Here is a 13,610-nt window from a genome sequence, read left to right as displayed (position 1 = left end):
CCTCACGTTATATGGTCCGAGGCCATGGAGACTCTTGACCGACCGGCGGTCCGCAAGCTCATGGGCGAGGTGCTGGCCGTGCAGGGAAAGACCCTGCCCGCTGACGACACCGCGAAGCTGGCCGACATCGGCTTCCGCTCCCTCGACTTCTCCGAGCTCGCGCTCCGGGTCGAGGACGAGATCGGCGACGAGCTCAACTTCGAGGCGGCCGGACTTCGCTCGATCGAGACGATCGGTGACGTGCTGGACCTGCTCGTGGAGATCCAGGGGCAGTGATCGCCGACAACCTCGTCGTCGATGCCCGGACGGGGAAGCGAGCGACCTGGGGTGAGCTCGCCCAGCAGCAGGCCGCGCCACGGTCGGTGCCGACGGCCCGCGTGGTGGAGCACAGCGTCGATGCGCTGCCGGCGGTCGCCGGTCTGAAGGACGGCGGCGAGCTGCTCGTCGTCGCCGCCGGACGGCTCGACGACGCCCTCGCTGCGGAGCTGCGCGGGGCCGGGTTCGACCTCGTCGCCGGCGACGGCGTGCAGGACGCGACCGATCCCCGTGCCGCCGAGGACGGCCGGGTCTGGTTGCTCACCTCCGGGTCGACCGGCCGGCCCAAGCGGGTCGGTCACACCCTGGAGTCGCTCTCGACGGTGACCGGCGAGCTGGCTCCGCGCACCTGGCTGTGCCCCTACTCGCCTGGCACCTACGCGTGGTGGCAGGTGGTCACCCTCGGCCTGGGCGTGCCCGGTCAGGACCTGGTGCTCGTCGACCCCGCCGACCTGGACGACTGGGTGGCGCCCGCGCTCGAGCACGGCGTCACCGCCGTCTCCGGGACCCCGACGTTCTGGCGACGCACCTTGATGCGCCACGGTGCCGAGCTGCAGAAGCTGCCGCTCGAGCAGATCACGCTCGGTGGCGAACCGGTCGACCAGGCGGTGCTGACGCAGCTCGGCGAGGCCTTCCCGGACGCGCGCGTCTCCTGGATCTACGCCTCTTCCGAGGTCGGCGCCTCGATCGTCGTCCACGACGGCCGGGCCGGGTTCCCGGTGGAGTGGCTGGACCGCGACGTCCCCGGTCGCCCGCGGCTGTCGGTGGTCGACGGCGAGCTGGTGATCACCTCGCCGCACCACGGCACCGACGCCTCGGGCGCGGAGCTGGCCGGGGCCGTACGCACCGGCGATGCCGCCCGCATCGAGGACGGCCGAGTCCTGGTCACCGGTCGCCTGGACCGCGACGAGCTCAACGTCGGCGGCTCCAAGGTGTCGGCCGGTGCCGTACGCGACCTGCTGCAGTCCCACCCCGCGATCGCCTGGGCGGCCGTACGCGGCCGGAAGGCACCGCTGGTCGGCACCATGGTCGTCGCCGACGTGGTCGCCGACCACGACTCGGGCGTGACCGCCGACGACCTGACCCGTTGGGCCGCCGAGCGGCTGCCCGAGTACGCCGTGCCGCGGCGCATCAAGATGCTTGCCGAGATCCCGGCCAAGGAGACCCTGAAGAGCGATGTCTGATTCTCGACCTGTCCCGCCCGCCTCCGTGGTGCTGGTCTCCGGTGCCTCCCGCGGCCTCGGCCTCGCGATCGTCGCCGACCTGCTCGATCGCGGCGTGAAGGTCGCGGCCTTCGCACGCACGGTGACGCCCGAGCTCGAGGCGCTCGCCGCGAAACACCCCGACGCCACCCACTTCGGCTCGGTCGACGTGACCGACGAGAAGGCGGCCCAGACGTTCGTCAAGGAGGTCGAGGCCAGGCTCGGCGTCATCGACGGCCTGGTCAACAACGCCGCGATCGGCCAGGACTCGCTGCACGTGCACACCTCGTCGGACCGGATCGCGCAGATCGTCGAGACCAACCTGACCGCGCCCCTGGTGCTGACCCGGTTCGTGCTGCGGCGCCTGATCGGCAAGGGCCTGAAGGGCCGGGTCGTCAACGTGACCTCCATCTGTGGCCAGCGCGGCTACCAGGGCCTGGTGGCCTACTCGGCCACCAAGGGAGGACTCGACGCGGCGACCCGTTCGCTGGCCCGTGAGCTCGGTGGCCGGGTGCTGGTCAACTCGGTCGCCCCCGGGTTCTTCGCCTCCGAGATGTCCGCGGTGCTCGGTGCGAACCAGCTCGAGTCGATCGCGCGGCGTACGCCGTCGGGTGCGATGACCACACCCGAGGACGTCGTGCCGACCGTACGGATGCTGCTGCTCGAGCAGACCAACATCAACGGTCAGGCGATCGTCATCGACGGGGGCGGCTCGATCTGATGTCCCGGCTTCGCGTCGGCAGCGATGCCGAGCTCGCCGGCTATCGCGCCCGCAGCCACCTCCACGACGGGCGGGTGGTCGCCTGGGCGGGCTCCTACGACGTCCCGGTGGCGGTCGACGCCGAGGTGGAGCGTACGGTCCCGGCGGCGCTCGCGAGGCGGTTCGGCACCGACGGGTTCTGGGAGCGATGGACCCGGGCGGAGTGCGTCGTGAAGCTCACCGGTCGCGGCGTCGCCGATATCGTGGACCTGATGGCAGCCGACCCCGACCGGGGCGGCAGACCCGGTGCGGCGGTGTCCCTGAGCACCGTACGTCTGCCGGGCGCCATCGTGGTGTCGATCGGCACACTCCACCGCGAAGGTTCCCCGAGGGGTATCGGCCGGAGTGCGGGAGACTGTTCGTTCGCCTGTAACCTCTGAGTTCGATCAGATTCGCGGGCGCGTCATCCGGGACGCCCTCGGACCGAGAGGGAATGTGCATGGGTCAGGGAATCGTCGACGTCTTGCGTCGCGCCGAACGAAGGATGCCTCAGGGTGTCCGTCGACTGGCTCGTGACGCCGGGCATCGCGTTCTCGGCCACGAGCGCGGCCCGCTCGTCTCGGTCGTGGTCACGGTGACCGACCAGGACAAGCAGTATCTGGCCGAGTCGCTGCTCTCCGTGCGCGAGCAGACCCACACGACCCTCGAGATCCTCATCGCGCCCTACGGCGAGGCCAGCGTGGTGAGCGACCAGATCCTCGCCGACCTCCCCGACGACTACCGCCTGCGGCTGCTGGACAGCTCCGCGACCCAGGCAGAGGCCCGCGACCGTGGTGGTCGTGCCGCGCGCGGATCCTACGTCTGCTTCCTGCTCGCCGCCGACCTCCTCACCCAGAACGCGATGCGTACGCTGGTGACCTCCCTGGAGGAGAGCGGCTCCGACCTCGCGGTCGGTCGCATCGAGAGCCGCCAGCGGCTCTCCCCGCCGGTGGTGCCGGCCTACGACCTCGTGCACGCCGAGAACCGCTCCGGCCTCACCCTCGACGAGTTCCCGCTGGCACTGAGCGATGTCGGAGTGAGCAACCGGCTCTTCCGCACCTCGTTCTGGCGCCGGAACGGCTTCAGCTTCGGCGGCCGCGGCGGCGCCGACGCGGTCGGTTTCGACGGCTACCTGAAGGCCAACCGCTTCGACGTGGTCACGGCGCCGGTGTGCGTCGACATGGACCGCGCCGATGGCACCCCGGTCGAGCAGCTCCACGACCAGACCCTTGGGATGGAGGAGTGGATCGCGCAGACCCGCTCCACCTGGATCGCGATCGGCGAGCTGGCCTCCGACCTGCGCGACCACTGGGCGCTCGGCGGGCTCGCCGGCCGCGCCAACACCATCCTCGGCGACGTCGAGCGGATGAGCGCCGAGCAGTGGACCGCCCTGCGTGACCTCGTCGTCGAGATCGAGCGGGACGTCTCTCCGGAGGTGTGGCTCAAGCTCCCGGTCGAGGTGCGGGCTCGGCTGACCTACCTCATCGCCGACCGGCGCGTGGAGCTGACCGCGTTCGTCGCGTCGCGCTGGTTCGAGCGCGGCAACCTGCGCACCCGGGTCGTCGGCGGCCAGGTGCGCGGGATCTTTCCCGACACGGACCTGCCCGAGGCCGTGACCACGCTCAACGAGCACGAGACGCCGGCGCGGGTGCTGGTGCGGGACGTACGCCCTCTCGACTCCGACCGGGTCGTGGTCGACCTGGTGGCGCGGATCGAGCTCGTCGACCTCGCCGAGACGACCCCGTTCTTCACCGCCCGCCTGGTGCCGGACTTCGTCAGCACCGCCGACGAGGACGGCGTCGCGAGCGATCCTGACACGGCGCTGCCGGACCCGATCGACCTGACCGTCACGCCGCGGCGCGACCCGCAGGCCAACATGACCATCGGTCACAAGTACCAGGACTACCGCCCCGGCGGCTGCCGCACCGAGATCGACCTGACCCGGCTCACCGCCGGGCGCTGGCACCTCGAGGTCACCGTCGCCGTCGACGGCGTCGTCCGCACCACCAGCGAGGTCCAGATCGACACCCGCGGCCCGGCGGGCAACCTGGCGACGCGCTACCGGCCGCGGGTCCACACCTCCGCCGGCCTGTCGGTGGCCTGCGACCGCTACCTCGATCAGCTCAGCTTCCGCGCGGTCCCGACGACGGCGACCTCCCTGGAGAAGGCGGAGGTCGACGGCCGCACCGTCTCCCTGACCCTCGCCGGCGAGCTGCCGCAGGCCGTGCGGGCGATCGGTGGCGGCGTACGCATCGAGGCGCCCGTCAAGGACGGCAAGGTCACCCTCAGCCTCCCCGCCCACGGTGCCGTCGAGCCCGGGGCGCCCGCCGCCTGGCGGCTGGACACCCTCCAGGACGGGACCTCGGGCCGGATCGTCTGGACCGACCCGATCGGCTCGCCGTGGACCGGCGAACGCGGAGGCAGCGTGCTGGCCTCGCGAGACGGCCGTGGCTACGCCCAGATCATCGAGGTGGCCGACACCGTCGCGATCGACCGCGTCGAGCTCGGCGACGGCCAGATCACGGTGCGGGGCGAGTGGCTCAGCTCGATCCCGAAGCACGCCCGGCTGACCCTCGCCGGATCGCGCCACAGCGAGACCGTCAAGATCGACACCGCTGCCGCCGAGTTCGAGGTCGTCTTCACGCTGCACTGGGACGAGTGGGGCCTGGGCGAGTCCGTCCTGCCCAGCGGCGTCTACCAGTTCCAGCTCACCTGCGGGGCCAAGCGCCGCGGCAACGTACGTCACACGACCGCGTTCCTCGAGCACCAGGCCGAGTTCCAGACCAGTGACGAGGTCCGGCTGCGTCCGGTCAACGGCAACGGCCCGGGAGTCACCCTGCAGCCCCCGATCCCGGTCGACCACGCCGGCAGCTACGCCCACAACCTCGCCCGCGAGCGCGTGCTGGCGGCCGAGGAGCCGCTCGACGAGTCCGCGGTCTATCTCTCGACCTACGCCGGCTCGACCGCTACCGACTCCCAGCTCGCGATCCACGAGCACCTGCGTCGCACCCGGCCCGACCTCACCCTCTACTGGGGCGTTGCCGACCACGCCTCCCGGGTCCCCGAGGGCGGCATCCCGGTCGTGCTGCAGAGCCCGGAGTGGTACCGGGTCATCGGCACCGCGAAGTACCTCGTCCAGAACATCGACTTCGACCGCTGGTGGCGCAAGCGGGAGGGGCAGCGGTTCCTGCAGACCTTCCACGGCTACCCCGCCAAGTCGATGGGCCTGCGGATGTGGCGCGCGAAGATGTTCTCGCCGCTGCGCTGTGACGCCGAGCTCGACCGCACGACCGCCGGGTGGGACCTGATCCTGACCCCGACGCCGGAGATGGACCGCTACTACCGCGAGGAGTACGCCTACGACGGCCCGATCCACAGCGAGGGCTACCCGCGCGACGACGCGCTGGTGCTCCCGTCGGCGGCGGAGGACCGCGAGCGTACGCGCAACCTGCTCGGCATCGGCTCCCACCAGAAGGTCGTCCTCTACGCCCCGACCTGGCGCGACCACCTGGCGCTCAACTACCGCTCGGCGAAGATGGTCGAGCACCTCGACGTGGTCGCGGCCAGCGAGGCGTTGGGCGACGAGTACGTCATCCTGCTGCGCGGTCACCGGTTCAACTCCAAGGGCAGCGAGCGCAGCGAGCGCACCGCCCGGATCATCGACGTCACCGACTACCCGGAGATCAACGACCTGATCCTGGCCTCCGACGCGGCGGTGCTCGACTACTCCAGCCTGCGCTTCGACTTCGCCCTCACCGGCCGGCCGATGGTGTTCCTGGTGCCCGACCTGTCCGACTACACCGGCGGCATCCGCGGCTTCCTCTACGACTACGCCGACACCGCCCCCGGGCCGATGCTCGACACCGCCGAGGAGGTCGTCGCGGCCCTGTCCGACCTGGACCGGCTCGAGGCCGAGCACCACGACCGGATCGCCGAGTTCAACGCCAAGTACCAGTACACCCAGGACGGCAAGGCGACCGAGCGGGTCGTCGAGGCCTTCTTCGACAAGCCCAGCTTCGACAAGCCCTGACGGTCACCAAAGCAGCGATGGCGCGTCCCCTTGCGGGGGCGCGCCATCGCTGCTTGCTACAGCCTCAGGCCAGGATCACGGCAGCCGGGCGAGAGCCGGCTTGGCCACCGAGGTCTTGCCGGGGATCGCGTTCCAGCGCTCCGGCAGGACCGCGCGGTGCGGGCCGACCTCGAGGAGGACCACGTTGCGGTAGGTCATTCCGTACGTCTCGACGTAGGGCGCCAGCGAGGTGAGCAGGTCCTTCGCGCGCCACTGAGCGGCGTCGAGGACGAGCACGTCGATGTCGAAGGCGTCGAAGTCGAAGGCGTGCCGCTGGTGGCCGTCCCGACGCAGCTCGGCCGCCTCGGTGGTGCGCTCGGCCTGCTTGTTGGCGGCGGCGTGGATCTGCTGGAAGCCGCTGACCGCGCGGGTGCCGACGACGTCGGAGGCAGCCAGCAGGTTGCCCTTCAGGTCGGTGTCGGCGAGGCCGGCGATGTCCTCGGTCAGCACGGCCGAGACCGGGAGGATGACGAGCTTGTCGACGTCGGGGAGCAGGTCGGCGACCACGAGCCGCTCGACCTGGCCGATCGGGAGCGTGCTGCCGTCGGGCTGCTTGATGCCGTCGAAGCCGGAGACGTCCAGCGCGCTGAGCGTGATCCCCGGCCGGGCGAGCTCGTCGAGCCGCAGGTCGGTGCCACCGGTCTGGACCCACAGGTGGACCGGACGGGACGAGTAGGCGGCGATGGACTTGATCAGCCGGCGCAGCTTCGGGCGCTGCTTCGGACGGGCCGAGACGGCGACGTGGATCGCGTCGGCCGGGACCTGCTCCGGGGTGCTGACCGTGTTGCTGCGTACGTCGTCAGCGATCGAGCTGACCAGGTCGCCCACCTTGCGGGCGCCGGCCCGGCGCTGACGGGCGATCTCGACGTCGGCGGCGTTCATCTCGCGCCACTGCGTGTAGACCTCCTCGACGCTGGCGCCGGAGAAGATCTTGGTGAGGATCGTCTCGAGCCGGTCGTTCATGCTCTCCCGGATGCCGTCGAACTCGGCAGGGGTGAGCGGGTTGAGGCCGGCGAAGCGCGGGTCGGAGAGGTTCTTCGGGCGGAAGTCGATGTCGATGCCGATGCTGCGACCGGGCAGGTAGCAGTGCAGGCGGCTGGTGACCAGCTTGCGGTGGTCGCGACGGTAGCCCTCGAGCATCGTGATCGCGTCGTCGATGTTCTGCACGAACGGCCGGAAGCGGACCTCGTCGAGGCCGCCCTGGGCGTAGGTCGGGGCGCCCTCGGGGATGCTGCCGTCGAAGACGTCGACGTAGCCGACGGGCGCGTCGGGACCGGGCAGCTCGTCCGCGTCGGGGAAGACGGTCGAGACCGTGGTGGTGAGACAGCCCGAGAAGAAGGCGGGCACGCCGACGGAGAGCAGGATGTCGACGGTCGTCCAGTCGCGGCAGCCGATCGGGGCGTACTTCTTGAGGTACTCGATCGTCTCGTCGGTCATCATGGCGCGGGTGCTGCAGTGGAACGAGACGAAGATCGGGCGCAGGTTCTTGTGGAACGGCATCCCATAGCGCATCTCGAAGATCGGGTGCATGTACCACCCGAAACCGAGCATCCAGGTGTCCTTCGGGACGGGCTGGTACATCGACGCGTCGCGCTGGAGGGTCATCAGCTGGACCTTGGCGGACAGGCCCTCGCGGACGCGCTCGGGGCGGACCCGCTCGCGCAGCCGGTTGGCCAGGTCGTCGAGCTCGGACTCGCCGGTGAACTCCAGGTCCTTGTGGCGCACCACGTGACCGAGCGAGGCGACCGTCTGGACGTGGTCGCCGATGTTGGCCGACGCGCGGGAGCGTCCGGGGTGGCCGTAGTCGACGACGGCGTAGGAGACGGTGCCCTCCGGCGCGGCCGGGGCGTCGGGCTCGTCGTTGTCGGCGGCGACCCACGGGCGCAGCCAGTCACGGCTCTCGACGACCCACTTGGTGTCGCCGTTGGTGCCGTCGCCGACGGCCTCGTCCAGCCGGGCGTAGAGGCTGCGGGCCAGCTCCTGGTCGCCGAAGCCGAAGACACGGCTGGTCATCGCGAGCCATGCGCGGCCCGAGACGTACGACGCACCGGACTCGGCGAGCTCGCGCAGGGTCGCACGGGTCGCGTCGGGGTCTACGTGGAGGCCGGACATGACGTACTCGTCGGCGGCCTTGGCGGCCCACTCCTCGACCGGGATGCCCTGGAAGAGGGCCCAGGCGCGCTCGTAGAAGCCGCCGCCGGCTGCGTTGACCGCACCGTCGAGATCAGCGGCGACGACGAGCGGCTCGACCTCGATGGAGATCGGCGCCGGCTTAGAGTCCTGTGGCGCACCCTCCGAGATGGACGGGACGCGAGCGGTCAGGCTCTGACGCAGGCGCTCGGGAAGCAGCTGGCGAGCGAGTCGTCGAGCTGGGCTGGCCATGGGACTCCTTCATTGATGGTTCGACGCAGTGTCGTCGGGCGGAGCCGCGATGTTCGCGGTCCGTTCACACGTTTCCCCCTATGATCCAGGCCGGATATCCTGCCCGAAGAATCGGCAATCCCCAAAGACGCCGACTAATCTCTGCGCATGCCGATCCCCAACCCCCACGAGCAGGTCGCGTTCCCCGAGGGCCGCTACCTCACGATGTGCAACGAGATCGCGACCAAGTTCGGCGGTCAGACGCGGGCGATGATCATGCGCAACCGCCTGATCACGCAGCACACCGGGATCCCGACCACGCTCCTGACGACCGAGTCGAAGCCCGTCTACGACGAGGTGCGCGAGGTGCTGCGCGACTCGGGCCAGCTGGTCGAGGGCATGGACCTCCTCAACCTCTACGAGTGGTACCGGCTGAACACCCCCACCGACGCGCCGGACGAGTCCGTGGCCGCGCTCGGTGGCCGGCTGGGCGAGGTCGCCGGCACGACCACCTCGGACGTACTCCACCCCGACGGCACCGTCTACTACACCGCCCACTCGCAGTCGGGGAAGGACCTGGCGCGTGACTACCGTCGCGCCGACGGGTCGATCTACCTGCGGGCGCCGGGTCCGGGTGCCCCGGCCGCGTCCCGGGTGCCCTTCATCCTCACCGACGCCGAGGGGCGTCCGATCCGGTCGTGGGAGACCATCGGCGGCTGGCTGTGGCACTGGCTCGAGCTGCTCGCCGGCGACGCCGAGCGGGTCTTCTTCGTGACCGACTCCCGGTTCGCGCTGCGTGACGTCATGCCCCGCCAGGACGACCGCTTCTACTTCCTCCACCTCATGCACAACAACCATGTCGTGAAGGAGCGTCGCTGGAACTCCCAGCTCTCGGGCAAGTACGCCCCGCTGCTCGACAACATCCACGAGTACGACGCGCTGGTGAACCTGACCCACCGTCAGTCCGAGCACATCGCGATGCGCTACGGCTCGACCTCGCACCGGTTCGTGGTGCCCAACCCGGTCGAGCTGCCGGAGCTGCCCGAGACGATGCCCCAGCGGGAGCCGGCGACGTTCGTCACCGTCGCCCGGCTCGAGCCGCAGAAGCGCCTCGAGCACGCCATCAAGGCCTTCGCGAAGGTGATCGAGAAGCGGCCGGAGGCCAAGTTCCAGATCTACGGTGACGGCAAGCTCTACAAGCCGCTCGCCGACCTGATCGAGACGCTCGACGTCGGCAAGAACGTCCAGCTCATGGGTCACGACCCGCGAGCCAAGGAAGCGCTGCTGCACGCCACCGGTTTCATCATGACCAGCGTCAACGAGGGCTACCCGCTGGCGACCCTCGAGTCGCTCTCCTTCGGCTGCCCGGTGATCAGCTACGACATCAACTACGGTCCGCGTGAGCAGATCACCGACGGTGTCGACGGCTTCATCGTGGAGGCCGAGGACATGGACGCGGTCGCCGAGCGCTGCATCCAGATGATCGACGCCCCCGAGAAGGTGGCCGAGATGTCCCGCAAGGCGCTGGAGAAGGCGAGCAAGCACGACTGGCGCGCCTTCCTCGACGACTGGCGCGTCGCCTTCGAGGGCGCCGTCGCCCAGCGGCCGGGCCGGATCGAGAAGGCACGCGCCCGGCTCGACGTCCACGCCCTCGGCTGGGCGCGGCCGATGCCCGAGGGCGTCGCGACCCGGCTGCCGGGTCCGGCCAGCCGGCTGGGTCGCACCCAGGCCAGCTCCGCCGCGTTCCGTGACTCTCGTACGCTCCGCTTCGACGCCATGCTCACCGTGATGGGCGAGTGGCCGAAGGGCGTGATGGCGGACCGCATCGTCACCCTCGACGCCGTCTGCAACGAGACCGGCGAGGTGGCCTCGCTGCCGCTCGAGGTCTCGCCCGAGGGCCGAGGTGAGTTCCGGCTCGCCTCCAGGTTCGACCTCGCGGAGGTCTTCGAGGAGTTCTCGGACAAGGCCCGCAACCTCGACCTACGGCTCCGGTTCACGGTCCACAACTGGAACTGGGAGACCAAGCTCGGCCGGCCCCGCGAGGTGCGCCCGAACTTCGAGGTGTCGTTCGGTCCGAACGACGTCCTTCACCTGCAGCGACGCTGACCGTCCGAGCTGACGGGATACCCGGTTAACCGGGTATCCCGTCACTTCTCAGGCAATGCAATGCCAGAGAAGTGCAGGTTTCACCGGTTAACCGGGTATTCCTACACGTACGACATGCAGCTTCGTACGCCGCTCCAGCCGGAAGCCGGGACGGTCCTGGAAGTACTCGTCGACCGCGTCGCGGCACCCGCTGTAGTGGAAGTAGTCGTCGAGCACGATCCGTCCCCCCACGACCAGGTGGGGGGCGATCCGCTCCAAGCACGTCATCGTCGACTCGTACCAGTCGCCGTCGAGGTGGGCGAAGGCGACCGGCTCGTCGACCTTCAGCGTGTCCTGGAACAGGCCCTGCACCAGCTCGACGTTGTGCTCGGCCGGCTCGATCCCGTGCCTGGTGAATGAGTCGCTCACCTCGTCGTAGAGGTTGTCGCGATAGCCGTAGTAGGTCTCTCCGCCGATGCCCTTGGACGTGCCGCTGACGATCTTCTGGTAGCGCTTGTGCACGTCGTCGCCGTCGCGCTCGGACGGCTCCGGGATCATCCCGAAGACGTCGTAGACCCGCATCGGCCGCTTCGGGTCCTTCGCCGCGGCCATCACGATCGCGGAGCCACCGAGCGCCGCCCCGGTCTCGATGATCAGGCCGGGCCGGTCCTGGATGTCGGCGTCCAGCACCTGGCGGGCGAGCACCTGCAGGTTCTCGGGCTTGAGGTAGGTCAGGTGCTCGGCACGGACACCGTCGAGGACGGTGCGGACCTCGGCCGGAAGCGCGAGATCGACCAGCGGGTCGCGCAGGGACTCCCGGGTGCGTACGGTCTCCATCCTCAGTCTCTCGACCTCGGCCTGGAGCTCCGCCATGGTCGGGGCGGGCTTCGTCCCGGTCTTGGTCCCGGTCTTCGTCTCGGCCTCGGGCTGCTTCGATGCCGGTGACGTCCCGTCGGCGGGCTTGCTCGCGACCACGACGTAGTTCTTCGGCATCCCGCGCTCGAAGCGGCGACCGGAGACCTCCAGCCGCGCATAGAGGCGGCTGAGTCGGACCGCGAGCTTCCGGTTGAGGAGCACGATCGGGGCGACGTAGGCGAGCTTCCAGCGCAGACCGCGCCCGCGGAGCTCACCGACGCTCGCGGGGAGGTTCTTCGCCATCATCTGGTAGCTGTAGGCGACCGTCCCGAAGTAGCCCTCGAGCCAGTTCATCCTGGCGATCTCGAAGCCGGCCTCCTCGAACATCTTCCGCAGCGAGAACTGGGTGTAGCGGAAGAAGTCGTAGGGCTTCTGGTGCTCGGCGAAGAAGAGGGGGGCGGAGAGGAAGATCCGGCCGCCCGGCTTGAGCACGCGGAAGAGCTCGGCGATGGCCTTCTCCGGCTCGGGCACGTGCTCGAGGACCTGGTTGCAGATCACCCGGTCGAAGCTGCCGTCGTCGACCGGGATGTCGGTGATGTCGCAGACGTAGTCCAGCGGCGCGTACGCCGAGCTCAGCTGAGCGAAGTCAGCGGCCTCGTACTGGGCGTGCTTGAACAGCTTCCGGTAGGGCGAACGGCCCGCCCCGGCGTCCAGGACACGCATGCCACGCTTGGTGCCTTTGGCGAAGCGTGCCATCTCCTGACGGAGACGAACGCGGGAGGGATTGATGTGTCGGGGCTGAACCGCAGCGCCGCGATTCTGCCGGCCTCGAGTCAGCATGGAGAGACATTAGCGCTGTTGGAGCGGAGTCTCCCGTAAACCACGCAAGACGGCGTCGCGGACCGGGTCGTGGAGCCGGCGCTCGATGAGGTAGTGGAGCGCGATGGCGAGCACGAGGGCGGTCGAGACGGCAGCGGCCAGGACGACGTACTCGTCGTAGCGGCCGTGGAACTCGTCGATGATCCAGAACGCGAACTGCGCGTGGATCAGGTAGAGCGGGTAGGTCAGCGCCCCGAGCGTGGTCAGGAAGCGCGCCTCGACCCGGCCGAGCGGGCCGGCCGAGACCAGCCAGACGAGCGCCGCGAACCCTACGATCGCCCACCCGGTGATCACCGGCGAGACGGTGGCGCCGACCAGCTCCGTGGCCCGGTCGGCGTACTCCGTCGCCTGGCGGATGCCCAGGATCACGTTGTAGGCCACCGCGAGCCAGGCGATGAACGAGTTGCCGAACCGGTAGATGAGGAACAGCGCCATGCCCATCGCGAAGAACGGGGCGTACTCGGCGAACAGGAGCGAGTTGAGCATGCCGGAGTCGGTCGCGCGGGCGATCTGGGCCAGCAGCGGCCACAGGAACACGACAGCGATCACCCGCTGCTTGGTGATCCCGACGAGCAGGAAGACGCCGATCAGCAGGTAGAACTTGAGTTCGATCCAGAGCGTCCAGAAGGCGCCCTGGGCACTGAGTACGTCCCAGGCGTCCTGCGTCATCGTCATGTTGATCAGGCCGCCGACGAACCCCTGGTCGCGGCCGCCCTTCCAGTACGCCTGGAGGATCAGCGTGATGATGACGGCGACCCAGTAGGCCGGGAACAGCCGGGCGACGCGGGAGGAGACGAAGCGGGGCAGGTCACGACCCCACGCGGTCATCAGGATCACGAAGCCGCTGATGATGAAGAAGAGCTCCACGCCGAGGTAGCCGTAACGGGTGACGTGGTTGAGGGTCGGGAAGACCTCGCGGGGGTCGACGCCCCAGTAGGGGGTCGCGATGCCGGTCAGGTGGTAGCCGACGACGACGGCCGCCGCGATGAAGCGGAGCGCGTCGAGCGCGCCGAGCCGGGAGCGGCGTACGGCCTTCTTCGGCTCGGGGGCGGGCGCGGGGGCGGGGGCGGTGTCCTCGGGGACGGTCGGGGCGCTGGTCATCGGG

The 13,610-nt window shown here is 69.8% G+C and carries 9 protein-coding genes; 6 read left to right on the top strand and 3 right to left on the bottom strand.

Annotation, left to right across the window (positions count from 1 at the left end; all coding sequences use genetic code 11):
* Nucleotides 1-24: 24 nt before the first annotated feature.
* The 5 genes from ABTX24_RS08470 to ABTX24_RS08450 are packed head-to-tail and all read left to right on the top strand — an operon-like array spanning nt 25 to nt 6,286.
* Nucleotides 25-276, top strand: a complete 252-nt coding sequence (locus tag ABTX24_RS08470; protein WP_008354901.1) for a phosphopantetheine-binding protein — start codon at nt 25-27, stop codon at nt 274-276.
* Nucleotides 273-1,499 (top strand): AMP-binding protein, encoded by a 1,227-nt coding sequence (locus ABTX24_RS08465; protein ID WP_350838811.1) that lies wholly within the window; start codon nt 273-275, stop codon nt 1,497-1,499. The genes ABTX24_RS08470 and ABTX24_RS08465 overlap by 4 nt, the downstream gene beginning before the upstream one ends.
* Nucleotides 1,492-2,238, top strand: coding sequence for an SDR family NAD(P)-dependent oxidoreductase (locus ABTX24_RS08460; protein WP_350838809.1), 747 nt, complete (start codon nt 1,492-1,494; stop codon nt 2,236-2,238). The genes ABTX24_RS08465 and ABTX24_RS08460 overlap by 8 nt, the downstream gene beginning before the upstream one ends.
* Nucleotides 2,238-2,657: a 4'-phosphopantetheinyl transferase family protein gene (locus ABTX24_RS08455; RefSeq protein ID WP_350838807.1), complete on the top strand. Its 420-nt coding sequence runs from the start codon at nt 2,238-2,240 to the stop codon at nt 2,655-2,657. The genes ABTX24_RS08460 and ABTX24_RS08455 overlap by 1 nt, the downstream gene beginning before the upstream one ends.
* Before the next feature lie 59 nt (nt 2,658-2,716).
* On the top strand, nt 2,717-6,286 hold the full coding sequence (locus ABTX24_RS08450) for a bifunctional glycosyltransferase/CDP-glycerol:glycerophosphate glycerophosphotransferase (RefSeq protein WP_350838805.1): 3,570 nt from the start codon (nt 2,717-2,719) through the stop codon (nt 6,284-6,286).
* A 75-nt stretch (nt 6,287-6,361) separates the two neighbouring features.
* Here the strand turns inward: ABTX24_RS08450 and ABTX24_RS08445 are convergent, their stop codons facing one another.
* Nucleotides 6,362-8,707, bottom strand: coding sequence for a glycosyltransferase family protein (locus tag ABTX24_RS08445; RefSeq protein ID WP_350838803.1), 2,346 nt, complete (start codon nt 8,705-8,707; stop codon nt 6,362-6,364).
* Between the two features lie 147 nt (nt 8,708-8,854).
* Here ABTX24_RS08445 and ABTX24_RS08440 point away from each other — a divergent pair, with 147 nt between their 5' ends.
* Complete coding sequence (locus ABTX24_RS08440) at nt 8,855-10,792, top strand: glycosyltransferase (protein WP_350838801.1); 1,938 nt, start codon at nt 8,855-8,857, stop codon at nt 10,790-10,792.
* Nucleotides 10,793-10,879: 87 nt separating this feature from the next.
* Here ABTX24_RS08440 and ABTX24_RS08435 read toward each other — a convergent pair whose 3' ends face one another.
* Together ABTX24_RS08435 and ABTX24_RS08430 are read right to left on the bottom strand one after the other, a co-directional pair.
* Nucleotides 10,880-12,466, bottom strand: a complete 1,587-nt coding sequence (locus ABTX24_RS08435; protein WP_350838799.1) for a TylF/MycF/NovP-related O-methyltransferase — start codon at nt 12,464-12,466, stop codon at nt 10,880-10,882.
* 9 nt (nt 12,467-12,475) lie between these two features.
* Nucleotides 12,476-13,606, bottom strand: a complete 1,131-nt coding sequence (locus ABTX24_RS08430) for an acyltransferase family protein (RefSeq protein WP_350838797.1) — start codon at nt 13,604-13,606, stop codon at nt 12,476-12,478.
* Nucleotides 13,607-13,610 lie beyond the last annotated feature (4 nt).

The organism is Nocardioides sp. NPDC127514, assembly GCF_040302125.1.
Classification (GTDB): Bacteria; Actinomycetota; Actinomycetes; order Propionibacteriales; family Nocardioidaceae; genus Nocardioides.
Note: the sequence above shows the minus strand (reverse complement) of the source record. Positions and strands in the feature narration are given on the sequence as shown.